Here is a 24,116-nt window from a genome sequence, read left to right as displayed (position 1 = left end):
TAAATCGGGTTAGCTCGTAACCCTACTGAGGAACATGATCATGCCAGTTACCGCCAAAGCCGCCGTTATCCACGGATACGGTGCCCCAGAAGCCCTGAAGTTTGAAGAGATCGAGATTGCCGAACCGGGTGACGATCAAGTACTGGTGCGCAACACCGTAATCGGCGTGAATTTCGTTGACGTCTACTTCCGTCGTGGCACGCTGCCTGTACCGCAGTTCCCTATGATTGTCGGTGATGAGGCCGCTGGGATCGTCGAAGCCGTTGGCCGCAATGTCACCTCGGTCAAGGTCGGAGACCGAGTGATTTATGGCGATAGCCATGTCAACTTCGGCGCCTATGCCAGCAAAAAGCTGCACCTGGCCGATCGGGTGATGCTCATCCCCGAAGGCGTCACCGACGAGCAGGCTGCAGCCAGTTTTCTCAAGGGCCTGACCGCGCGTTATCTGGTGAAAGAAGTCGTGGCACTCAAGCCGGGCGACACCATTCTTTACCACGCGGCCGCTGGCGGCGTTGGGCAGATCTTCGTGCAGTGGGCCAAGTCATTGGGGCTGCGCGTGTTCGGCACGGTGTCCACTGACCGCAAGGCTCAAGTCGCGCGCGATGCGGGTTGCGATGAGGTCATCAACTACACCACGGAAGACTTCGTTGCCCGTGTTCTCGAGCTGACTGGCGGCGTAGGTGTGAACGCGGTATTCGATTCCGTGGGCAAGGACACCTTTCTCGGCTCACTGGCCGTACTCAAACCACGCGGTACGCTGGTGCAGTTTGGCAAGGCGTCTGGTTTCCCGGAACCGTTCGACCCTTTCTTGCTGATGCCAAAAGCACTGTACCTGACGTGGGCGATCCTGTCGCACTACACCTCGTCAGTGGAGGATTTCAAAATGGCTGCCGCCGACCTGCTGGGGGCCATTCAATCGGGCATCCTCAAAGTCGATCCGAGCCACGTCTATGCGTTCGAACAGGTCGTGCAAGCGCACCAGGATCTTGAAGAGCGACGCACGACCGGTGCTGTGGTGATGCGCGTTTAGCCGATTACGGATCACCCGCCAGTAAAGATGTGCAAACGACGCGGCAGCGCCTACTCAATCATGAGGCTGGCGCTACACCTTGAGTTATCTCCCAGAGGCGCCCATGAACACCGAACTGAACCAACTGATTTCGCTGGAAGCCATCAGAAATCTACGAGTCCTCTACTGCCACCATTTGGACAGTGGCCGGATCGACTTGCTCACCAGGCTGTTCACCGAAGATGGCATTCTCCAAGTGGATCGAGGCTGCTGGAGAGGTCGTGAAGAGATCCACGCCGGCCTGTCCATAGCCTTCGCCGAGTACGACGTCGAACAGCGCGGCGCCTACCCGTTCGTTCACCTGGTTTCCAACCAGTGGGTTGAACTACTGGACGAAAAACACGCCGAGGGACGCTGCCACATGCAGTTCTTGGCGACCGAACGAGCCGTCGAGGTAAACCCACTGATACTCATGGGCATCTATGCCGACGAGTACCGCCGGGTCGATGGTCAATGGCTGATCAGCCGCACACGCCTGGACGTCATCTGGCCAAAGCCCGACATCGCTGGTGGTGAACCTGGCAATGGCCTCGTGCTGCCGTCCTGACCCCTCCATGCTGCCTTTGTTATTTGGTGATTGACATGTCTGCACTCTTTTCACCCGTTCACACCTGAGCTAAAGAACCTCGAATAAGGTTGACTGAGGGAGGTTCTTGAAATAAATCCCCCGGCACTGACTACTGCGCACAATCCGTACTCCGCGAGAGGGCCCAACGGGGGGGGGGGCATAACCAGGGTGTGATAGAAGAGTTGTTTGTAGAAGCCGTTCGATCAGTCGCCACCGTGCATTTATCAGAGGCGGTGGCGCAACTATCCGCCCATGACCGGGATAACGTCACGCTCGAGCAGGCGCTGACGCGCTTTGGCGAGCGCATGTTATTGGTGTTGACCAACGAGAGCAGCGCACTGGCGGTTTACCGGACGGTCATGGCCGAGGCAGGGCGCTCCAATATCGGCATGCTGTTCTACGAGGCCGGGCCAAGCGATTGTAATGCGGTATTGTCAAGCTGGATGCGCGACGCCATGGCCCGTGGTGAGCTACGCCAGTCTGCCCCTGAGGTAAAAGCAGCGCAGTTCCTGGTGCTGCTGACCGCTGAGGTACAAGTACGGCTTTATCAACCCGCCTCGCAGCCTCTGGAAATCGAGCAGATCAGGGAATGGGTCAATCGAGCGGTAGAGATGTTCCTGCTGGGTGCCGCTGCTCACTGACCGCCGCATGTTCTCGTTTTGCGTGACGCTTTGAACCCTAAGCCAGGTTCCGCCGAAACCAGTCCAGCGTCCTGCTCCACACAAAACAAGCCTCCATCGCTATTAACTTCTACTTCGTACTGATAATGCTGGCTTAATTCAGGTTCGGTGTTATCGCCCGGGTCAGGGGCTTGCGGCAGGCTGCTGATGACACGTGTCCAATTGTAAGAGCCATTCTCAACGACTACACTCCAGCCCATGAAACGCTACCTGCGGTTTTGCCTCATATTCCTGATTAGCCTGGCGCTTCCCCTCAGCGGGATGGCGGGCGTTCAGGCACCGACAGAGCCTTGCCCAATGAAGACGATGGGCATGGCGATGATGGACGATATGGGGATGGACTGCTGCCACGACATGAAAAGCCCCTCCGATCACGGCAAACCCTGCAAGCCGGGCCAGGAGTGCAAGACTGGCGGCATGCTGCAAGTCTCGATCATCAAGCCCCCAGTCACATTAACCAGCCCTGTCGTACTTTCCTTCTCCAGCGATTTCCTGCCAGTGCAAACCCCTTCAGGGGTATGGCGACCGCCCCGCGCTTGATTCCTGTACCTCACTGAGCCTCATTCCGCTTCAGCGGGATGGCATATCTGTGCGCATCTCTCATGACGCGCGCAGTGGATCATCACAGGAATCGTGAACATGAACTCCAAGTGCTATTGCTCAGGTTGGTCCCTCGTGGCCGGCCTGGCGGCAAGCGTACTGGCATTGCCGAGCCTCGCAGCCCCACTGACACTCGATGAAGCATTGCGGCTGGCCGAAAACAATGCGCCGTCGCTGACGGCCCAAGACGCCAAACTGCAAGCTGCTAGCAGTGCTGCCATTCCAGCTGGCGAACTGCCTGACCCGAAGTTAAAGCTCGGCGTGCAGAACTATCCCATTGGCGGCCCCGACCGCTGGAGCATTGACCAGGACTCCATGACCATGCAGATGGTTGGGGTCATGCAGGAAGTGCCCAACCGCGACAAACGCAAAGCACGTATTGAGGTGGCCGATGCGGCCGTTGACCGAGCCGCGGCCGAAGGTCGAGTCGAGCGTCTGAATGTCCGACAGGCCACGGCATTGGCCTGGATCAGAAGCTATTCCGTCGAGCGTAAAGAGGCGCTGTTCCAGGACTTTTACAAAGAAAATCGTCTGTTGACCGATACCGTTCGGGCACAGATTGCCGGTGGTCGGGCTCAGCCTGCGGATGCGGTCACGCCGAAACAGGAGGCTGCGCAGTTAGCGGATCAACAGGACGACCTGATCCGTATGCGTGCGCAAGCTCGAGCTGCACTCAAGCGCTGGATTGGCCCGGCGGCCAACGACCCGCCAACCGGCAGTTTGCCGCAATGGCCCGTCGAGACCACAGGCTACTCCCATAAGCTGCAACATCACCCCGCACTGGCGGCCTTCGAACCGATGACCCGTGAGGCGCAAGCCAAAGTCCGTGAAGCCGAGGCGGAAAAACAATCCGACTGGAGTTGGGAACTCGATTACCAACACCGTGACCGTCAGTTCGGGGACATGGTCAGCGTGCAGTTCTCGTTCGACCTGCCACTGTTTCCCGGCTCCCGACAAAATCCAAAAATCGCCGCCAAACACGCTGAATTGAATCAATTGGAGGCTGAGCGTGAAGCCATGGTGCGTGAGCATACCCAACAACTGGAGGAGGATCTGGCCGAATACGAACGCCTGAATCGTGCCGTGCGCCGCAGTCAGGAAAGTCTGGTGCCTTTGGCCAAGGAAAAGGTAGGGCTGACCATGGCCAGCTACCGCGCCGGCAAAGGTGATCTGGCGCCGGTCATCGCTGCCCGACGTGAACTCATAGAGGCCCGCCTCAAACAGATCGATGTCGAAGAACAGCGAGCCCTGACCAACGCACGTTTGTATTTCAATTACGAGGAAACCAGCCAATGAGCGCTCGAATCTGGAAAGGGGCTTTGTTGACTGGCTTGTCGATCGCCCTGGGTGTTGCCGGCGGCTACTGGTTTGCTCAGCAGCGCATGAGCACAATGCCCGGGGCAGCAGCCGAACAAGGTTCCACAATGCAAGGCGAACGCAAGGTGCTGTATTGGTACGACCCGATGTACCCGCAGCAGAAGTTCGACAAACCGGGCAAGTCGCCCTTCATGGATATGCAGCTGGTACCGCAATACGCCGACGCGGCAACAAACAGCGCGGCTATTAGCATTGACCCCAGTCTGACCCAGAACCTCGGCCTGCGTCTGGCCACAGTCACTCGTGGCGCCCTCGCTTCCAGCCTGGATGTTGTCGGCGTGCTGACGTTCAACGAGCGGGATGTCGCCGTGATCCAGGCGCGTACTGCCGGTTTTGTCGAGCGGGTTTATGCCCGTGCTCCCGGCGATGTGCTCAAAGCCAATGCACCATTGGCGGATATCCTGGTACCGGAATGGGCCGCAGCCCAGGAAGAATTCCTCGCACTTAAACGTAATGGCGATGCCGACTTGATGGCAGCGGCCCGCCAACGGCTGCGCCTGACGGGGATGCCGGCAGCGCTGATTACCCAGGTAGAACGCAGCGGCAAGATTCAGCCGAACCTGACCCTCACCAACCCCATCAGTGGTGTGCTGCAAGAGTTGGATGTCCGTACGGGCATGACCGTGTCGGCCGGCGAGACGCTGGCTCGCGTCAATGGCTTGAGCAGCGTCTGGCTAGCGGTGGCCGTTCCAGAGTCGGAGACCGGATCGATCGTCATCGACCAGACGGTAGAAGCACGCCTTCCGGCCTTCCCGGGGACAGTACTCAACGGCACCGTCAGTGCGATTCTGCCCGAAACGAATATGGACAGCCGCACCGTTCGCGTACGCGTCGAACTGCCCAACCCTGATGGGCGTCTCAGACCCGGATTATCGGCGCAGGTGCGCCTGAGCCAGAAGACCGGGCAAAGTGTGTTATGGGTGCCCAGCGAAGCGGTCATCCGCACTGGCCGGCGCACGCTGGTAATGCTCGCCGAAGACGCGGGTCGCTATCGTCCGGTGGAGGTGCAACTCGGGCAGGAATACGACGGTAAGACGGCGGTATTGAAAGGCTTGCAAGAAGGTCAACAGGTGGTCAGCTCAGGTCAGTTCCTGCTCGACTCCGAGGCCAGCCTCAAGGGCATCGTCGCAAGCGCGCTGGAAATGCCAGCACTTCCAGGCACCGCCTCCGCCCTTCATGAGTCGCAGGGACAAGTCCTGCAGATCAATAGCAAAGATGTGACGCTTGCCCACGGTCCCTTCAAAACATTGGGCATGCCTGGCATGACCATGACCTTCCCATTGGCGGCCCCTGCGCTCATGCAGGGACTCAAGGCGGGCGACAAGGTTCGTATCTCCGTCAGTCAAACCGATGATGGTTTGCGCGTTGAGCGTCTGGAAAAACTAGGGGACCAGCCATGATCGCGTCCCTGATTCGCTGGTCAGTGGCCAACCGATTCCTGGTATTGCTGGCCACACTGTTCGTCACCGGCTGGGGCGTCTGGTCGGTGCAGAGCACGCCCATCGACGCGCTGCCAGACCTCTCTGATGTGCAGGTGATCATCCGCACGCCGTATCCAGGTCAAGCGCCGCAAATCGTCGAGAACCAGGTGACCTATCCGTTGGCGACCACCATGCTGTCAGTGCCTGGCGCCAAGACCGTGCGCGGTTATTCTTTCTTCGGCGACAGTTTCGTGTACGTGCTGTTCGAAAACGGTACCGATATGTATTGGGCTCGCTCGCGGGTGTTGGAATACCTGAGCCAGATACAAAGCCGCCTGCCCGCGGGCGCCAAACCTGCCTTGGGGCCGGATGCCACCGGGGTGGGCTGGATCTATCAGTACGCCCTGGTGGATCGCACCGGTGGGCATGATCTGGCGCAATTACGCGCTCTTCAGGACTGGTTTCTCAAGTTTGAACTCAAGACTCTGCCCAATGTGGCGGAAGTGGCCACCGTGGGCGGGATGGTCAAGCAGTACCAGGTGCAGCTCGACCCACTCAAACTCGCCAGCCTGGGTATCACTCAGGCGCAGGTGACCGAGGCGATTGGCAAGGCCAATCAGGAAACCGGTGGTGCGGTGCTGGAGATGGCAGAGACCGAGTTCATGGTGCGCGCTTCCGGTTACCTGAAGACCCTGAATGACTTTCGCGCGATTCCACTCAGGCTCGGTGCGGGTGGCGTGCCGGTCACCCTGGGAGATGTGGCCACGATCCAACTGGGGCCGGAAATGCGTCGTGGCATCAGCGAACTCGACGGTGAGGGTGAAACCGTCGGCGGCGTGGTGATTCTGCGCAGCGGCAAAAACGCCCGCGAGACCATCGCAGCAGTCAAAACCAAGCTCGACGAGTTGAAGAAAAGCCTGCCGGCCGGGGTGGAAATCGTCACCACCTACGATCGCAGCAAGCTGATCGACCGTGCCGTGGAAAACCTCAGCCACAAGCTGCTCGAAGAGTTCATCGTCGTCGCCCTGGTCTGCGGGATATTTCTTTGGCATATGCGCTCCTCCCTGGTGGCCATTATCTCGCTACCGGTCGGGGTGCTGATGGCCTTCATCGTCATGCGCTACCAGGGAATCAACGCCAACATCATGTCCCTGGGCGGGATTGCCATTGCCATCGGTGCCATGGTCGACGCCGCGGTGGTGATGATCGAGAACGCTCACAAGAAGATCGAGGCCTGGCACGCAGCCCATCCAGGGGAGGAGCTCAAGGGTGAACATCACTGGCACGTGATGACCGAAGCCGCGGCCGAGGTAGGTCCGGCACTGTTCTTCTGCCTGTTGATCATCACCCTGTCGTTCATCCCGGTGTTCACTCTGGAGGCGCAAGAGGGCCGGCTGTTCGGCCCGCTGGCGTTCACCAAGACTTATGCCATGGCGGCGGCGGCCGGACTGTCGGTGACCCTGGTGCCGGTATTGATGGGTTATTGGATTCGTGGGCGGATTCCCAATGAGGAACAGAATCCGCTGAACCGTTGGTTGATCAGGCTCTACCAGCCAGCCTTGGACGCGGTGCTGCGTCGGCCAAAAATCACCATGCTGGTCGCACTGCTGGTGTTTCTCAGCGCGGTATGGCCGATGTCACAGTTGGGTGGTGAGTTTCTTCCTCCACTGGATGAAGGGGACCTGCTCTATATGCCATCAGCTTTACCGGGGTTATCGGCGCAGAAGGCCGCGCAACTTCTGCAACAGACCGACCGGCTGATCAAGACCGTGCCAGAGGTCGAACATGTCTTTGGTAAAGCCGGCCGCGCTGAAACTGCTACTGACCCGGCACCACTGGAGATGTTCGAAACCACCATTGAGTTCAAACCGCACGAGCAATGGCGACCCGGCCTGACCCAGGAGAAGTTGGTGGAGGAACTGGATCGGGTGGTCCGTGTACCAGGACTGACCAATATCTGGATCCCGCCGATCCGCAATCGCATCGACATGCTTGCCACTGGCATCAAGAGCCCGATCGGGGTGAAGATTGCCGGTAGCAACCTGACAGAGATCGATGCCGCCACTCAGGCCGTCGAGCGTGTGGCCAAGGACGTGCCTGGGGTCAGTTCGGCCCTGGCCGAGCGCCTGACCGGTGGCCGCTATATCGACGTCGATATCGACCGCAAGGCCGCTGCTCGCTATGGGTTGAATATCACCGATGTGCAGTCGATCGTCGCCGGTGCTATCGGCGGTGAAAACATCGGGGAGACCATTGAAGGGCTCGCCCGCTTCCCAATCAATGTGCGATATCCGCGTGAATGGCGTGATTCGCTCGGCGCCCTGGAGCAATTACCGATCTACACCCCATCAGGGAGTCAGATCACCCTCGGCATGGTGGCGAAGGTCAAGGTCAGTGACGGTCCGCCGATGCTCAAGAGCGAGAACGCCCGGCCTTCCGGGTGGGTGTATATCGACGTGCGTGGCCGGGATATTGCCTCCGTGGTCGCCGACCTGCGCCGGGTCGTCAGTGAGCAGGTCAAGTTGCAGCCAGGCATGAGCTTGAGTTACTCCGGGCAGTTCGAGTTTCTCGAACGGGCCAACGCCCGGCTCAAACTGGTGGTACCGGCCACGTTGCTGATCATCTTCGTGCTGCTCTACCTGACCTTCGCCCGTTTCGATGAGGCTTTGCTGATCATGGCCACGCTGCCATTCGCTCTCACCGGTGGCGCATGGTTTCTGTATCTGTTGGGGTACAACTTGTCGGTGGCCACCGGGGTCGGCTTTATCGCGCTGGCCGGTGTATCGGCCGAATTCGGCGTGATCATGCTGCTCTACCTGAAGAACGCCTGGGCCGAGCGCGAAGACACCGGTGACAGCACCGAACGCGGGCTGGTCGCTGCGATTCGTGAAGGCGCCGTGCAACGCGTTCGACCCAAGGCCATGACGGTGGCGGTGATCATCGCTGGTCTGTTGCCGATTCTCTTGGGCAGCGGCACCGGTAGCGAAGTGATGAGTCGCATCGCCGCGCCCATGGTCGGCGGCATGGTCACCGCACCCTTGTTGTCCCTGTTTGTCATTCCGGCAGCCTACCGCTTGATGCGCCGTCGGCACCTCCCTGTTGTACTCACTAACCTTCAAGGAAAGGTCGTATGAAACTGACCCTGATCGCTGTTGCAAGCACCGTTGTCGCACTGTCTCTTTCCGCCCAGGCAGAGGACATGCAGGGTATGAAAATGGACGCTACACCCATGGAAGGCATGCAGATGAAGCAGGAGACCAGGCAGGCTCCCGTAGCCAAAGCAGAAGGCACGATCAAGGCGGTCGATACCGCGAAACATACTGTGACCATAGCCCACGGAGCCGTTCCGGCCGTGCAATGGCCCGCTATGACGATGGCCTTTTCCGCAACGGAAGATCAGCTCACAGGGCTGAAGACCGGAGATCGTGTGTCGTTTTCATTTCGTGTAGAGGGTGGCGGAGCCACGATTGTTTCCATTAAAAAATGAAATAGCGATGGTGAACGTAGCCGGCACGCGTTGTCGCGTCGGTTACGGCCAGTAGATTCTGTTGCTCACGAAACCAGTGCTTCATTTTAATGAAGCCTGAATGGCAGCTTTTGGCCGATCCTGTTGAAAAAGTCGCTTGCAACAGAATCGACCCAAGCAGTCGGTCGCGAAATTCAGAAACGAGCATTCGATTGAGCATTGACTACCTGGTCTGTTAGACAAAAAGCCTTGGCGCTTTCAAGTGCTTGGGCTTTTTCACGTTTTCAGGATCAAAAGATCGCAACCTTCGGTAAGTCTTACAGATATCAATTCGTGCGCTTTGCCACGACCCGAACCCCCCTGTCTGCATCACCCGATAAGAAAAACCGATACCTGCTTAAGGATTTCCCAGAGGCGGGGCAGGCACCTGCGGCTTTAGAGTCACGCCCAACGTTCGACTGTCGGGCGGCCTCTGTTGGCCAGCATCCACCCCCAAGCCTGTCGGAATTTCTACAAAAACAAGAAGGTGAAAAGCATGAGTAACGAAACGGTCGATATAAAAGCGTGGATCGACAACCGGCCGGTCACCAGATACCAGTGGCTGATCATGAGCCTGTGTTTCTTTATTGTTCTGTTCGATGGCTTCGACGTCGCGGTCATGGGCTTTATCGCCCCATCGCTGATTCAGGAGTGGGGGCTTTCCAAGGCTGCCTTTGGCCCGGTAATGAGCGCTGGCATGGTCGGTCTGGCTATCGGTGCCTTGACGGCCGGCCCCTATGCCGACCGCCTGGGACGCAAGAAGGTGCTGCTGTTTGCCGTGACCGGCTTCAGCGCACTGAGCCTTGCATGCGCTTTCGCCCGCAATCCCTATGAACTGGCAGCCCTGCGGCTGTTGACTGGCGTGGCGCTGGGAGCAGCGTTGCCTAATACCACCACGCTGCTGTCCGAATACCTGCCTGAGCGCAATCGTTCGCTGTTCATCACCATCATGTTCACCGGTTTCAACATGGGCTCGGGGTTGGGAGGTTTTCTCGCTGCGTGGCTGATTCCTGACCACGGCTGGCAATCGGTGCTGCTCGCCGGCGGTATTCTGCCGCTGTTGTTGCTGCCGTTCCTCTGGATTCTGTTACCCGAGTCGGCACGTTTTCTGGCGGTTCGCAATGCGCCTGCCAGCCAGATCGCCAAGGTGCTGAACAGGTTGGGCGGGACCTTTTCGTCAGCCACCAATTTCACGATTGCCGAACCCCAGGCTCAGAACAAAGCACCGCTGCGCATGCTGTTCACCGAGCGCTATCGGTTCGGCACCCTCGCGCTCTGGTTGACCTACTTCATGGGGCTGCTGGTGATCTACCTGACCATGGGCTGGATGCCGACGCTGCTGCGTGATGGCGGCCTGTCCATCGAACGTGCGGCCACCATCACCGGCTTGTTCCAGATAGGCGGCACCGTCGGGGCGATCGTGGTCGGTTGGGCCATGGACCGGCGTAATCCAAACACCGTCATCGCCACGTCATATGCTCTGGGCGGTGCCTTTATTCTGCTGCTGGGGGCCCTCAGCCTCGAGTCGAGTCTGCTGGCGCTTGGTGTGGTGGCGGCCGGGTTCTGCATGAGCGGTGCACAGACTGGTCTCAACGCCTTTGCTCCTGGGTACTACCCGACCGATTTTCGCGCCACGGGTGTGAGCTGGATGCTGGGCATCGGTCGTTTCGGGGCTATCTTTGGTTCTCTTATCGGCGGTGCGGTGCTCAGCCTGGGGTTGGGTCTGCCATTGCTGTTCGCGCTGCTGAGCGTGCCAGCATTCATCGCTGCGCTGGCGATCCTGGCCAACGGTCATGCGAGGCGTCGGGTAAATCGGGCCTTGCTGGCGCAATAATCTTCTTCGAACAAAGGAACTCGTTATGGCACGCATCATTGGTGGCCTCGCTGTATCCCATACCCCAACCATCGGCTTCGCAGTCGATCACGATAAACAGAATGAGGCTGCCTGGGCGCCGATTTTCGAAGGCTTTGAGCCCATCAAGGTCTGGTTGAAGGAGCAGCAACCCGATGTGTTGTTCTACATCTTCAATGACCATGTGACGTCGTTTTTCTTCGACCACTACGGTGCCTTTTCTCTCGGGGTCGATGAGCGTTACGAGGTTGCCGATGAGGGCGGCAATCCGCGCTCGCTGCCCTCGATCGGCGGGCATGCGGCGCTGTCGCGGCACATTGGTGAAAGCCTGATGGCCGATGAGTTCGACATGAGTTTCTTCCGCGACAAGCCGCTGGACCATGGCTTTTTCTCGCCGATGTCGGCGCTATTGCCCTGCGACCCGAAGTGGCCGGTGGAGATCGTGCCTCTTCAAGTAGGCGTGCTGCAGTTTCCGATCCCCAGCGCGTTGCGTTGCTACAAGTTGGGGCTGGCCTTGCGCCGAGCCATCGAAAGCTACCCCGAGGACCTGAAGGTTGCCATCGTGGCAACCGGTGGCGTGTCCCATCAGGTGCATGGCGAGCGATGCGGTTTCAACAACCCGCAGTGGGATGAGCAGTTCATTGATCTGCTGGTCAATGACCCTGTGCGCCTGACCGAAATGACCCTGGCCGAGTACGCCACCCTTGGTGGGCTAGAGGGTTCGGAGGTGATCACCTGGCTGATCATGCGCGGCGCGTTGTCGGCCACGGTGAAGAACCTCCATCAGGACTACTACTTGCCGTCCATGACGGGCATCGCGACCCTGCTGCTGGAGAACCAGGACCGGCCGGTTCCCGCCGAGGTCAATGCACGCCACTTGCAGCATATGCAGCACCAGTTGGCCGGTATCGAGAAACTTGAGGGGACCTATCCGTTCACGCTGGAGCGTAGCGCCAAGGGTTATCGCCTGAACAAGTTTGTGCATCGCATGATCGAACCCGAGTGGCGTCAACGCTTTCTCGATGCGCCCGAGGCGCTGTTCGATGAAGGTGGCCTGAGCGAAGAGGAACGCGATCTGCTGCGACGCCGCGATTGGCGTGGGCTGATCCATTACGGGGCGATCTTCTTCGTGCTGGAAAAACTCGCTGCCGTACTTGGGATTCCCAATCTGCAGATCTACGCGGCGATGCGTGGGCAGAGCCTGGAAGAGTTCATGAAAACCAGAAACCAGCAGGTGCTCTACTCGGTGGCGGGCAAAGCCCCTCGTTGATCATTTGGGGCCAATGCTCCACAAGTCTGCGGCGGTTCTTCCCGGGCCGCCATCGCCACTCTCTTGTTTGACTTCACTGCCCCCGGTACTTCTGGGCGCAGCGGATTTTTTTACCCAAAAAACGGAAAACAATAATAATGAAAATCAGCGCCACCCATCGCATCGTCTGCACTCTGATTACTACCTGCGGGGCCGTCGCCTGCGCGTTACCTCTGGAGGGCTCGGCCGCAGGTTTCGCCGAAGATGCCAGCGCGAATTTGAACCTGCGTAACTTCTACATCAACCGCAACTTCACCAACCCGTCCTACCCGCAGAGCAAGGCCGAGGAGTGGACCCAGAGTTTCATACTTGACGCCAGATCCGGTTTCACTCAGGGCACGGTCGGGTTCGGAGTGGATGTATTGGGGATTTACTCGGTCAAGCTCGATGGCGGTAAAGGCACCGGCGGGACACAGTTGTTGCCGCTCGATCACGATGGCCGTCCTGCCGACGATTTCGGACGTCTGGCGCTGGCCGGAAAAATGAAGGTGGGGAAAACCGAACTGAAGGTCGGCGAATGGATGCCCGTGCTGCCGATCCTGCGTTCCGACGATGGCCGCTCACTGCCGCAAACCTTCCGCGGCGGGCAAATCACCTCACAGGATATTGATGGCCTGACCCTGTACGGCGGCCAGTTCCGCCAGAACAGCCCGCGCAACGATTCGAGCATGGGAGTCATGTTCATGCAGGGCAAAACGGCGTTCACCTCCGATCGTTTCAACTTCGTTGGCGGTGAATACAGCTTCAACGAAAAACGTACCTTGATTGGTGTCTGGAACGCGGAACTCAAGGACATCTACCAGCAGCAGTATCTGCAACTCGTCCACAGTCAACCGCTGGGTGCCTGGACCCTGGGCGCAAATCTGGGCTACTTCCGGGGCCGTGAGGACGGCAGTGCCCGCGCCGGTGATCTGGACAACCGCACCTTCTCGGCGCTGCTCTCGGCCCGTTATGGCGGCAACACCTTTTACGTCGGCCTGCAGAAACTCAGCGGTGATGATGCGTGGATGCGCGTCAACGGTACCAGCGGTGGCACCCTGGCCAACGACAGCTACAACTCAAGCTATGACAATGCCAGGGAAAAATCCTGGCAGCTGCGTCATGACTACAACTTCGCCGCTGTCGGCGTGCCCGGCCTGACGCTGATGAACCGCTACATCAGCGGCGACAATGTGCATACCGGGACCATCACCGATGGCAAGGAATGGGGTCGCGAGTCAGAGCTGGCCTACACGGTGCAGAGCGGCACCTTCAAGAACCTCAACATGCGACTGCGCAATTCCAGCATCCGCCGGGACTACAGCACCAACGAGTTCGATGAAAACCGCTTGATCGTCAGCTATCCACTGAGTCTGTTCTGAGTCCGCAGCCATGCTAGACGGCCGCTTGCTCGCGGATCACCCGACGAATCATGTCCATCAGGGCTTGAGCCACCGGTGAATGCAGGCAGCCGTTGCGATAGGTCAGGCCGATGGCCCTGGTGGTGTGTTTCAACACCAATGGCAGAATGCACAGTTCACCGCAGGCAATCTCCTGTTCCAGCTGATGGGCAGATACCGCCGCGAGCATGTCCGAGCGCAGCAACAGGCCGCGAATGATCGCCATGTCACCCGTTTCCACCACTGGCCGAGGCGCCGCGATGCCGAACCCGGTGAAACAGTCATCGAGCATTTGGCGGGCCGGAGAGCCAGCCCGGGGCAGTACCCATCGGGCACCGCTGAGCTCATCGTGCAGGTCGGTTTTCGAATAAAGAGGGTGATCCCGTCGCGCCAGCACCACCATTTCTTCCGTGAGCAAGGCCTCGCCGACGAGGTCGCTGGCATAGGCCGCCGAGCGCAAGGCGCCAAAAATGAAATCCACATCGCCTGCTCGCAGTTCCGTCGCCAGCAGATCGAAAGGGCTTTCATTGGTGATCACCTGGATACCTGGATGCTCGGCCATCAGCCGCACGATGGCTTCGGGTAATATGCGGGTGCGTCCCAAGGGCAGGGCGCCGACATGCACCACGCCTTGCAGGGTGCCGCGTATGGCGGTGATGTCCGTTTCGATATGGCGCAACTCGTTCAGTGCCCGGCGAATCGGGAACAGAATCTCATGGCTGACACGCGTGGGCTGCAAGCCGCGAGGCGTGCGCTCGAAGAGCGGTTGACCGCAGCCACTTTCCAGCACCTTGAGTGTCGAGCTGACGGCGGGCTGGCTCAGGCCCAGTAGGCTGGCCACGGTCTGCATGTGGTGCGTCTCACAGAGTTTGACGAACACTTGCAAGCGCCTGGCCTGGAACAGATAAAGCGGTTCGACGGCCTGTTTGTCCCCTGAGCCCAAAAGCTTCGGCACCGTTTCCAGTTCAGCCAGCACGCGCCTTGCTCGAGGCAATAATCGGTCACCGTAGTCGGTCAATCGCATGCCGTTGGCGTGCCGTTCGAACAAGGACACGTCAAGCCGGGTCTCCAGCTCGGAAATCGCCCGAGTCACCACCGACTGAGCCCGGAACAGGGCCACCGAGGCCTTGGAAACGCTCCCATGATCGGCCACTCGGACGAAGGCCCGCACGTGCATCAGGCTGGGAAGTTCATTCGGTTCCATGGGTATTCATGCTCTGCAGATCAGCGTTTGAGCCGGACTATGCCTTTGCCATGTTTGAGTGGCAATAAAAAAAACGCATACCCCAAACACTTGAACGCATTACTCCAGTGGTGCGTCCGGGTGCGATGCTCTTTCGAAACGCAGGAGGAGCACCCGCAATGATCGAGTCACCGAAAAACGCGCTGGTCGTCAGCGCACACTCTGCCGATTTCGTCTGGCGTGCGGGCGGTGCGATTGCACTGCATGCGCAGCAGGGATACGCCGTACACATTGTTTGCCTGTCCTTTGGCGAGCGTGGCGAATCCGCCAAGCTGTGGCGCAAGGGCGAGATGAGCGAGGAGAAGGTCAAGGCGGCACGCCGCGAAGAGGCCCAGGCTGCAGCCGATATTCTGGGCGCCAGCGTCGAGTTCTTCGACATCGGCGACTATCCGATGCGCGCCGACAAAGACACGCTGTTGCGCCTGGCCGATGTGTTTCGTCGAGTCCAGCCGCAATTTGTCCTCAGCCACTCGCTGAAAGACCCCTACAACTACGACCATCCTCTGGCCATGAACCTGACCCAGGAGGCGCGCATCATCGCCCAGGCCGAAGGCTACAAACCGGGCGAGAAGATTGTCGGTGCGCCGCCGGTGTACAGCTTCGAACCGCACCAGCCCGAGCAGTGCGAATGGCGCCCCGACGTATTGCTGAACATCACCGATGTCTGGGACAAGAAATATGCGGCCATCCAGAGCATGGCCGGCCAGGAGCATCTCTGGGAGTATTACACCCGTGTCGCCCTGCAACGCGGCGTGCAAGCCAAGCGCAACGTCGGGATCGCCTCCAGCCGCAACATCGTTTATGCCGAGGGCTACCAGAGCATCTTCCCGCGGGTCACGGAGAACCTGGCATGAGCGAACTCATCGGAAAAACCGGCGTAGTGGTCCGCAACATCTCGAGGGCCGAGGCTGTTCTGGTCGATGAGCTGGGGCGCTTCGGTGTCGCGACCATCCATGAAGCGCAGGGACGCAAGGGCCTGTTGGCGTCTTCGATCACGCCCATTCAGCAGGGAACGGCCATCAGCGGCACGGCAGTCACTGTCCTCGTAGCGCCGGGCGATAACTGGATGTTCCATGTGGCCGTAGAGCAATGCCGTCCCGGCGATATCCTGGTGGTTGCCCCCAGTTCACCGTGTACCGATGGATACTTCGGCGACCTGTTGGCGACCTCGCTCAAGGCGCACGGCGTGCGCGCACTGGTGATTGACGCCGGAGTGCGCGATACCCACACATTGCGCGAGATGGGCTTCCCGGTCTGGTCCCGTGCAATCAGTGCCCAGGGCACGATCAAAGAGACACTGGGCTCGGTCAACCTGCCACTGTTGTGTGGCGCTCAGTTGGTCAATCCGGGTGATGTGGTCGTTGCCGATGACGATGGCGTGGTTATCGTGCGTCGCACCGAAGTCCGGCAAGTCGTCGAGGCCAGCCGCCAGCGCGCCGATCTGGAAGAGCAGAAGGCCCTGCGCCTGGCCAAGGGCGAGTTGGGGCTCGACATTTACAACATGCGTTCACGCCTGGCCGAGAAGGGTTTGCGATATGTCGACAGTCTCGACGAACTTGGAGACTGAACATGGGACAGACACGCATTCCTTGCCTGCTGATGCGCGGGGGGACCTCGAAAGGTGCCTGCTTCCTTGCCAGCGATTTGCCTGAGCAACCAGCGCTTCGAGACCGTGTGTTGCTGGCGGTCATGGGCTCGCCAGACAGGCGGCAGATCGATGGCATCGGTGGCGCAGACTCGCTGACCAGCAAGGTTGCGATCATCAAACCCTCCGAGCGCCTCGAGGCTGACGTCGATTACCTGTTCGCCCAAGTGCTGGTCGAAGAGCCTCGTGTCGATTACGGTCAGAATTGCGGAAACGTCCTCGCGGCTGTAGGCCCGTTCGCCATCGAGCGTGGGCTGGTGACAGTGAAAGGTGATGTGACCCCGGTGCGCATCTTCATGGAAAATACCGGGCAGATTGCTGTTGCTCACGTACCCACACCCAATGGCGCCGTCAGCTATTCAGGCGATGCGCGGATCGATGGGGTGCCGGGGCGTGCCGCGCCGTTGATCATCGAGTTCGAGGATGTCGCCGGCTCCAGTTGCGGAGCGCTGCTGCCGACCGGCAACGCGCTTGATGTATTCGAGGGTGTCGAAGTCACCTGCGTCGACAATGGCATGCCAGTCGTTCTGATCCGTGCTGAAGACCTCGGCCGCAGTGGCTATGAAAGCCCCGTGAAACTGGATGCCGACGTCGAGCTCAAGGCCCGCCTCGAGTCCATCCGGCAGCAGGCGGGGCCACGGATGAACCTGGGGGATGTACGCCTGCGTAACGTTCCCAAAATGTGCCTGGTTGCCCCGGCACAAGCGGGCGGGGCGCTCAGCACCCGCACTTTCATCCCTCATCGTTGCCACACCAGCATCGGCGTCTTCGGCGCGGTCAGTGTTGCGGCTGCCTGCTTGATCAAGGGAACTGTGGCGGCGAGCCTGGCCAATGTCGGTGAGGGCGAAGTGAAGCGGCTCTCGGTCGAGCACCCTACGGGAGAGTTCACCGTGGAGCTGCGCCTGCAGGATGGTCAGCTGGCGGGTTGCGGGCTGATGCGCACTGCCCGGTTGTTGTTCGATGGCCTCGTGTGCGTTCCAGATACTCTCTGGGTTGGCAATCCGGTCAGTTAATCCGTGTATTTCTGTTTGGCACCCGTCACATACGTTGGCTTGTTCGCGGCTGATTGCGTGATGAAGAAGGCGTCACTGCCCGTAATCGCGAGGCTGCATGACCGCTCGTAACCCTGCATAAGCGTTAGCTCACACTTCGCTACGCTTAAGAATACGGACCGCCAGGGCTGTTGAAGGCTTGGGCGGCATGGGAGCCAGAGGCAAAGTTCTGGCTACAGGGCAGCAAGCTGGAAGGAGGATTGAATTATGAAGATGCTACTGACGGTCGAGTTCCCTCATGAACCCTTCAATTCCCTCGTCAGATCCGCAAAGGTGGGCGAGATTATTGAGCGTATCCTGGACAGCATCAAACCGGAGGCGGTGTACTTTACTGAGAACGACGGAATGCGTGGCGGGATCCTTGTGATCGACGTGCAAAATTCATCCGACATTCCCGCTTTTGCGGAACCCTTTTTTCTCAACTTCAATGCCAACTGCAAGTTCCGCCTCACGATGAGCCCGCAGGATCTGAAAAAGGCTGGTCTGGAGGAGCTCGGGAAGAAATGGGGGTGATGAAAACCTCGAGATCTTGATAAGACCTCAAGCCCCGATAGGTGGGCTCGGAGCTACTTGCGTTTAATTGCTCAGCACAATCTGAGTGTGATCAGGCTGCAGACAGGCCTGGCCCTGAGTATCTGGCTTACGAGCACATTGGCATCAACGGGGCTTGGCTTTGGGGGCGATTGCTTTTATTGAGGGCGGGGTAAATCGCGGTCCGTCCTGTCGTCTCTGCACACAAGCTTCGGATATTTCCTGCAATCCGTACCGTCTCAGGCCGACTTGTATGTCATGAACTGCGGAAGTAAATTCCATCCGTCGCTGCAAAATCAGCGACCGGGTTTAGCAGCTCGGTTAATATCAAGGCACGCAGGTGCCGCTATTCGATCAGTTGGCACTTTTTTGTGTCCGCTGTTCTGTGTTATGGCGGCTGTGCGGGGGGCACCTTCGGGTGCGCCGGGTTCCTTGATTCCTGGTCTGCTAACCCGCGTACAGTCGCCACCCTTTTCGTTTAGCAGCGATGTCTGGTGACTCCACCAATCAAGGAGTTGCACTCATGAAAAAGATCACCCCCGATCCCCCCGAAAACCCAAGCCTTTCAGCTGACGCTTCCCTCGATTCCGCCAAACTCCGCGAAGCCGCCGAGCGCGCTCTCGATTTCCATCCGGCGTCGCCCCTCGATAAAACGAAGCTCAACACGAGTCCGAGCACTATCTTCGTCATAGCTCCCCACGTCGACACCGAGACCCTATTGGTCCACGCTTCCGAAACGTTCGCCTCCCTCAGTGCAATGACCACTGACCTGGCCTTCGAGCTCGAAGGCTCGCGCCGCAACAAGGCACTGGCGATTCAGCAACTGATCGTTCTGGGCGAGTTATTGGTGAACAGAGCGCTGGATAACCTCGACACGTCCGATTCGACGGCGTCTGCGGTCACTCCGGTATCCGGCCACTAAGTGGTCACGTTCTTTCATCAAATGGAGTTTTCCCCATGGACAGATACATGCCTGTCACCGGCATCGACAACGATTTCCACTCGCTGCTGATCGACACCGAAGCCCCCCCTCGACGTGCTGCACGATACCGCCGCTTACCGCATCAGCGCCGTGACCCAATTGCTGGAGAACCTCGCCATGCGCGAGGAGATCGGCAGCGACGCGGTCATCCTGCATGACTTCGCACGGGTGTTGGCTATCCCGTTGCGCGACGGCTGTGATTTGCTGGATGTCATCGGGCGACGTTTGCAGGCGCAGGTTCTGGCGTCGTAATGAAGATGGGCGACCTCACGGGTCGCCCATTTCTCGTTGTGAGAAGAGATGACAGACCACCCTCAAGCCCAATGCCGGTCAGTTAAGGGTATGTAGGAGTAGCCGGTCGACGCTCGATTGCTCGCGATGGACTCAAGGGCAATGCGTTTATTCAGAAAACACGCGTTATCATTAACGTCCATCATCGCGAGCAAGCTCGCTCCTACAGGGAATTGGGACAAGACCCCTCGTCACAGTTGATCGCCAAGTCGCCTATCTGTCTTAACTGACTGGCATTGACCCTCAAGCCCCTTTTTCAACCAGCTGGCTAAAGGCTTCGAGCTCACTTTTTTCGAGGTCGGATACGACGATAAAGCGCATGTGATTCTGTTGCCAGGCGACGATGTTATAGCCGCGGATGGACAGATTCTGTCGGGGTTTATCCGTTTCGGTGGTTGGCAGGATGAACACGTTGATGATGTGTTTTGCGTGGCCATAGGACAGGGCTGCGGTGGTCTGGTGTTGCAGGTAGTCCAGTCGCCCGCCGAGCAGTGGGTAGCCTTGTGCCGAGTAGTCATACACCGGCGGTGAGAAGTCGAGCTTGCCGGTAAACCATGGCTTGACGGTGTGTCTGTCGGAGGAGGCCACATCATTCAGGTGCTCGGCCATCAGCGACCGAACATGGCTGGACACCGCCTCGTCCATCCAGGGTTGCTCGCTTGAAGGGGTTGCCACATACAGCACCAGTGCCATGGCCAGCGCTATGGCTGAAAAAGCAGGTGCGAGCCACCTCCGCGATGCGTTTCGCAATACATCCCAAACGCTCCTGGCCGAAGAGGTCTGTGATTGAATGTTGGCGAATACACTGTGAGTCAGGGAGTCAGGCGCAACGTAATACGGCGCCTGTGCCTTCACGCTGGCGATCAGTAATTTCGTTTGGTCATGCAGGCGCTGGCAATCGGCGCAACTCGATAGGTGTTCGGCAACATTCGCTGCCGTTTCGGTATCCAGCTCGTTGTCCAGGTAGCCATGAATCAATTCGTGGCAGTGGGTGCAGTTCAGGTCATTCATGGTTTTGCAACTTCAGTAGTTCCAGCTTGAGCATCGCGCGCGCCCGGGCCAGTCTCGACATGACGGTTCCTAAAGGTATGTCGACCACCTTTGCTATGTCCTTGTAGGGCATGCCTTCCAACTCCTTCAGGACGATCACCTCACGAAAAGCCGGGGCCAGGGCTCGCAGCGCTTGCTGAACCAGCGCGGCATCCTCGGCATGCATGGCAAACAGCTCCGGGGTCTGGGTGTGGCCCAACGCGAGATCGTCTGCTGATATCTCATCGCCTATGGCGACCCATCGATTGCCGGCCGATGCCTTGAGCCAGTTATAACTCTCGTTGCGCACGATCGTCAGGAACCAGGCTTTGGCATTTCCGTCTGCGTAGCGGTGCATAAATTTAAATGCCCTGAATGCACTTTCCTGTACGACATCCTGGGCAGCGCTCTCATTGCCGGTGAGCCAGCGCGCGAGGTTATAAGCCGCATCCATATGCGGGGCAAACAGCTCCTCAAATCGCTTCATAGTGGCTCCAGCCCCTTCCAACCCCTATAACGGGGATACGTCCTGTTTTATTCCCGAAATAAAACGCATTTTTGCCTGGAATAAAACTCCACCCCGGTCGGTTTTACATCGTGTCAGCTCATCAATGTAAACCGCTACCGAGGGAGTTCCCATGGACATTCACTCAACAACACACGATAAGCGTACCGACGGCCCGCTTGACCCTGACCGCAGAAACCTGCTCCTGTGCTCGGCATGGGCCGGAGCCGGCGTCATATGGGCGCTGAGCGGCGGTATTCCACGGGCTTTTGCGCTGGATGACACCGGTAAATTATCGGACCCGACAGCACTGGCCAGCAATTTCCACTTCGTGCAAATCAGCGACTCGCACATCGGCTTCAACAAGGAAGCCAACCCTGATACGCACAAGACATTGCAGGTGGCCATCGATAAGGTCATAGCGCTGCCTAAAAAACCGTCACTCATTCTCCACACAGGTGACATCACCCACCTCTCCAAACCGGAAGAGTTCGATACCGCCGCGCAGCTCCTCAAAGGTCTGCCATCAACCGTGCACTATGTGCCGGGCGAGCACGACACCCTCGATGAAGGCGGCGGAAAACTCTATCTGGAGCGTTACGGCAAAGGCACGAAAGGCAATGGCTGGTACAGTTTCGACGATCATGGCGTGCATTTCATTGCGCTGGTGAATGTCTTCAACTGGCAGGCGGGCCACGAGGCCACCCTCGGTACCGACCAGCTCACGTGGCTGGCCGATGATTTGCGCGCAGTGTCTACGAGCACGCCTGTCGTCGTCTTCACTCATATACCCTTGTGGACGATCTATCAGCCGTGGGGCTGGGGTACGGAGGACGGCGATCAGGCCATCGCCATGCTTCGCAACTATGGCTCGGTGACGATCTTGAACGGCCACATCCATCAGGTCATCCAAAAGGTCGAGGGCAATATCACCTTTCACACCGCTCGCGGCACCGCCTACCCGCAACCGGCTCCTGGAGCCGCGCCTGCACCGGGTCCGATGACGGTGGCCGCCGATCAACTGCGCAACTATCTGGGGATTACCGACGTCAAGGCGACACAAGGCGATCACCCACTGGCGCTGATCGACTCAACACTCACTTAAGGGAGGCGCTCATATGAAAAAGCTCTTGCAGGTGCTGACCCTGGGCTGTCTGTTGGTCTCGATACCCGTTTGGGCACAAGATGTAAAAATCGACATCAAAGAGTTCATGTATGGACCCAAGGATTTGACGATAGCCGTTGGCACAAAAGTGACATGGGTCAACGACGATCAAGTACCGCACACGGTCGTGGAAACCAATAAGGTGTTTCGCTCGGGCGCGCTCGACACCAATGACAGCTTTTCCTATGTGTTCAATACGCCAGGGGCGTTTGAGTATTTTTGTGCTCTGCACCCACAAATGATTGGAAAGATCACCGTCAGTGCTACTCAATAAAAGGGAGTTTTTTGCGCTGCGACGTAGACGATCGTTTAGGTTGTAACCTCGCTATTCGCCCTGATCCCGGGTGGTACTCCAGCATCTGTCGCTGGCTACCACCCTTTTTTGTGTGGTTCGACCTTTAATCCGGGGGAGGGGGGCAGATTTATTGAGTTTCTGGCGGATATCACGGGGGCGGTGTGAAATTCAGGGCGGCTCGGTGACGCTTCAGGTTTCCGGGCGTCTATGACTTGGACGACTGACAGAACTACAGCCAATGTCGGTTCTCGGCATATTGGAAGAGGGGGATCTTTTATGATTATCAAACCGCGCGTTCGTGGCTTTATTTGCGTGACGACCCACCCAGTTGGCTGCGAAGCCAACGTCAAGCAGCAGATCGACTATGTCACCGACAAAGGACCGATCAGCGCAGGGCCAAAGAACGTACTGGTGATCGGTGCATCGACCGGATACGGGCTTGCTGCACGGATTACTGCGGCTTTTGGTTGCGGCGCCAATACGCTGGGTGTGTTTTTTGAACGTGAGAGTGTCGACGGCAAACTCGGCACGCCCGGCTGGTACAACACCGCTGCCTTTCACAAGTTTGCCGAGTCGGATGGTCTCTACGCGAAGAGCATCAACGGCGACGCTTTCTCTGACCAGATCAAACAAAAGACCATCGAAACCATCAAGCGGGATCTCGGCAAGGTCGACCTGGTTGTCTATAGCCTCGCTGCGCCGAGACGGACCCACCCTAAAACCGGCGAGGTTTTCAGCTCGACACTCAAACCTCTCGACAAGCCGGTCAGCCTGCGAGGCCTTGATACCGACAAGGAGGTTGTCAAAGACACCACCTTGCAGCCGGCTACACAAAGCGAGATCGACGGCACAGTGGCCGTGATGGGCGGCGAAGACTGGCAGATGTGGATGGACGCCTTGCACGAGGCGGGTGTCCTGTCCGAGGGTGCCAAAACGACTGCGTTCACCTATCTGGGCGAAAAACTGACCCATGACATCTACTGGAATGGTTCCATTGGCGCGGCCAAGAAAGACCTGGATCAGAAGGTTCTCGGTATTCGCGAGCGGTTGGCTGACCTGGGAGGCGATGCGCGGGTTTCAGTGTTGAAAGCGGTCGTCACTCAGGCCAGCTCCGCCATCCCGATCATGCCGCTGTACCTGTCCCTGTTGTTCAAGGTCATGAAGGAGCAGGGCACCCACGAGGGTTGCATCGAGCAGGTCCACGGGCTCTACAAAGACAGCCTTTACGGCCAGTCTCCTTGCATGGATCCAGAGGGCCGTCTGCGCGCCGATTACAAGGAGCTGGCTCCTGAAGTCCAGGATCGCGTCAAGCAGCTCTGGGATCAGGTCACCAACGACAATCTATACGAGCTCACCGACTTTGCCGGCTACAAGGCGGAGTTCTTGCGTCTCTTCGGATTCGAGATCGACGGGGTGGACTATGAGGCTGACGTTGATCCGGACGTGAAGATTTCCAACCTGATTCAAGGTTAGGTCGCGCGTGTGGAAAGCTGTCGACGCGGTAAAATGCGTTTAAGTTCATGTCAGGTTTCCCGCACTCTGTAGGAGCGAGGCTTGCCCGCGATGGCGGCCTGACAGCCGGCCTGTCTCTTGCTGGTGTACATATCCGTTCCTGCGG

The 24,116-nt window shown here is 58.5% G+C and carries 22 protein-coding genes and 1 pseudogene; 20 read left to right on the top strand and 3 right to left on the bottom strand.

What is annotated here, in order from left to right; translation table 11 throughout:
* Positions 1 to 40: 40 nt before the first annotated feature.
* From AC07O1_RS20075 to AC07O1_RS20025, 11 genes are all read left to right on the top strand, one after another.
* Complete coding sequence (locus AC07O1_RS20075; protein ID WP_495089876.1) at positions 41 to 1,030, top strand: quinone oxidoreductase family protein; 990 nt, start codon at positions 41 to 43, stop codon at positions 1,028 to 1,030.
* 103 nt (positions 1,031 to 1,133) lie between these two features.
* Positions 1,134 to 1,616, top strand: coding sequence for a nuclear transport factor 2 family protein (locus tag AC07O1_RS20070; protein ID WP_495089875.1), 483 nt, complete (start codon positions 1,134 to 1,136; stop codon positions 1,614 to 1,616).
* Between the two features lie 236 nt (positions 1,617 to 1,852).
* Entirely contained in the window at positions 1,853 to 2,278 is a 426-nt protein-coding gene (locus tag AC07O1_RS20065) for a TetR/AcrR family transcriptional regulator C-terminal domain-containing protein (RefSeq protein ID WP_495089874.1), read from the top strand.
* 237 nt (positions 2,279 to 2,515) lie between these two features.
* Positions 2,516 to 2,857, top strand: coding sequence for a hypothetical protein (locus AC07O1_RS20060; RefSeq protein ID WP_495089873.1), 342 nt, complete (start codon positions 2,516 to 2,518; stop codon positions 2,855 to 2,857).
* A gap of 99 nt (positions 2,858 to 2,956) precedes the next feature.
* Positions 2,957 to 4,213 (top strand): TolC family protein, encoded by a 1,257-nt coding sequence (locus AC07O1_RS20055; protein ID WP_495089872.1) that lies wholly within the window; start codon positions 2,957 to 2,959, stop codon positions 4,211 to 4,213.
* Positions 4,210 to 5,694: an efflux RND transporter periplasmic adaptor subunit gene (locus AC07O1_RS20050; protein ID WP_495089871.1), complete on the top strand. Its 1,485-nt coding sequence runs from the start codon at positions 4,210 to 4,212 to the stop codon at positions 5,692 to 5,694. The genes AC07O1_RS20055 and AC07O1_RS20050 overlap by 4 nt, the downstream gene beginning before the upstream one ends.
* The gene (locus AC07O1_RS20045; protein ID WP_495089870.1) at positions 5,691 to 8,849 is read left to right on the top strand and encodes an efflux RND transporter permease subunit; all 3,159 of its coding nucleotides are present in this window, start codon (positions 5,691 to 5,693) and stop codon (positions 8,847 to 8,849) included. Before AC07O1_RS20050 ends, AC07O1_RS20045 begins: the two co-directional genes overlap by 4 nt.
* Positions 8,846 to 9,202, top strand: a complete 357-nt coding sequence (locus AC07O1_RS20040; protein WP_495089869.1) for a copper-binding protein — start codon at positions 8,846 to 8,848, stop codon at positions 9,200 to 9,202. Before AC07O1_RS20045 ends, AC07O1_RS20040 begins: the two co-directional genes overlap by 4 nt.
* A gap of 514 nt (positions 9,203 to 9,716) precedes the next feature.
* On the top strand, positions 9,717 to 11,054 hold the full coding sequence (locus tag AC07O1_RS20035) for an MFS transporter (protein ID WP_495089868.1): 1,338 nt from the start codon (positions 9,717 to 9,719) through the stop codon (positions 11,052 to 11,054).
* 25 nt (positions 11,055 to 11,079) lie between these two features.
* Entirely contained in the window at positions 11,080 to 12,342 is a 1,263-nt protein-coding gene (locus tag AC07O1_RS20030) for a gallate dioxygenase (protein WP_495089867.1), read from the top strand.
* A 137-nt stretch (positions 12,343 to 12,479) separates the two neighbouring features.
* Positions 12,480 to 13,742, top strand: a complete 1,263-nt coding sequence (locus tag AC07O1_RS20025) for an OprD family porin (protein ID WP_495089866.1) — start codon at positions 12,480 to 12,482, stop codon at positions 13,740 to 13,742.
* Positions 13,743 to 13,755: 13 nt separating this feature from the next.
* Here the strand turns inward: AC07O1_RS20025 and AC07O1_RS20020 are convergent, their stop codons facing one another.
* Positions 13,756 to 14,964 carry a LysR family transcriptional regulator gene (locus AC07O1_RS20020; protein ID WP_495089865.1) on the bottom strand — a complete coding sequence of 403 codons (1,209 nt, stop codon included), beginning with the start codon at positions 14,962 to 14,964 and terminating at the stop codon, positions 13,756 to 13,758.
* 158 nt (positions 14,965 to 15,122) lie between these two features.
* On the opposite strand from AC07O1_RS20020, the gene galB reads away from it, so the two are divergent.
* The 6 genes and pseudogenes from galB (at position 15,123) to AC07O1_RS19990 (ending at position 19,465) form a co-directional block, all read left to right on the top strand.
* Positions 15,123 to 15,857, top strand: coding sequence for a 4-oxalmesaconate hydratase (gene galB / locus AC07O1_RS20015; protein ID WP_495089864.1), 735 nt, complete (start codon positions 15,123 to 15,125; stop codon positions 15,855 to 15,857).
* On the top strand, positions 15,854 to 16,570 hold the full coding sequence (locus AC07O1_RS20010; protein WP_495089863.1) for a 4-carboxy-4-hydroxy-2-oxoadipate aldolase/oxaloacetate decarboxylase: 717 nt from the start codon (positions 15,854 to 15,856) through the stop codon (positions 16,568 to 16,570). Before galB ends, AC07O1_RS20010 begins: the two co-directional genes overlap by 4 nt.
* 2 nt (positions 16,571 to 16,572) lie before the next feature.
* Positions 16,573 to 17,661 carry a 4-oxalomesaconate tautomerase gene (locus AC07O1_RS20005; RefSeq protein ID WP_495089862.1) on the top strand — a complete coding sequence of 363 codons (1,089 nt, stop codon included), beginning with the start codon at positions 16,573 to 16,575 and terminating at the stop codon, positions 17,659 to 17,661.
* Positions 17,662 to 17,907: 246 nt separating this feature from the next.
* Complete coding sequence (locus AC07O1_RS20000; protein WP_494993110.1) at positions 17,908 to 18,213, top strand: panthothenate synthetase; 306 nt, start codon at positions 17,908 to 17,910, stop codon at positions 18,211 to 18,213.
* Between the two features lie 541 nt (positions 18,214 to 18,754).
* A complete protein-coding gene (locus AC07O1_RS19995; protein WP_495013265.1) occupies positions 18,755 to 19,153 on the top strand; it encodes a DUF6124 family protein in 399 nt (132 codons plus the stop codon).
* Between the two features lie 35 nt (positions 19,154 to 19,188).
* Positions 19,189 to 19,465, top strand: a pseudogene (locus AC07O1_RS19990) (hypothetical protein).
* A gap of 282 nt (positions 19,466 to 19,747) precedes the next feature.
* On the opposite strand, the gene AC07O1_RS19985 reads toward AC07O1_RS19990, so the two are convergent.
* Both AC07O1_RS19985 and AC07O1_RS19980 read right to left on the bottom strand, forming a co-directional pair.
* The gene (locus tag AC07O1_RS19985) at positions 19,748 to 20,515 is read right to left on the bottom strand and encodes an anti-sigma factor family protein (protein ID WP_495089861.1); all 768 of its coding nucleotides are present in this window, start codon (positions 20,513 to 20,515) and stop codon (positions 19,748 to 19,750) included.
* Positions 20,508 to 21,020: a sigma-70 family RNA polymerase sigma factor gene (locus AC07O1_RS19980; protein ID WP_495013263.1), complete on the bottom strand. Its 513-nt coding sequence runs from the start codon at positions 21,018 to 21,020 to the stop codon at positions 20,508 to 20,510. Before AC07O1_RS19980 ends, AC07O1_RS19985 begins: the two co-directional genes overlap by 8 nt.
* A 151-nt stretch (positions 21,021 to 21,171) precedes the next feature.
* On the opposite strand from AC07O1_RS19980, the gene AC07O1_RS19975 reads away from it, so the two are divergent.
* From AC07O1_RS19975 to fabV, 3 genes are all read left to right on the top strand, one after another.
* A complete protein-coding gene (locus AC07O1_RS19975; protein ID WP_495089860.1) occupies positions 21,172 to 22,143 on the top strand; it encodes a metallophosphoesterase family protein in 972 nt (323 codons plus the stop codon).
* 13 nt (positions 22,144 to 22,156) lie between these two features.
* Entirely contained in the window at positions 22,157 to 22,477 is a 321-nt protein-coding gene (locus AC07O1_RS19970) for a cupredoxin domain-containing protein (protein ID WP_494993104.1), read from the top strand.
* 297 nt (positions 22,478 to 22,774) lie between these two features.
* Positions 22,775 to 23,971: an enoyl-ACP reductase FabV gene (fabV, locus tag AC07O1_RS19965; protein ID WP_495089859.1), complete on the top strand. Its 1,197-nt coding sequence runs from the start codon at positions 22,775 to 22,777 to the stop codon at positions 23,969 to 23,971.
* Positions 23,972 to 24,116 lie beyond the last annotated feature (145 nt).

The sequence above is a fragment of the Pseudomonas sp. GW821-FHT07G10 genome (assembly GCF_059418545.1).
The sequence above is the reverse complement of the archived record's forward strand: the minus strand, read 5'-3'. Positions and strand labels throughout refer to the sequence as shown.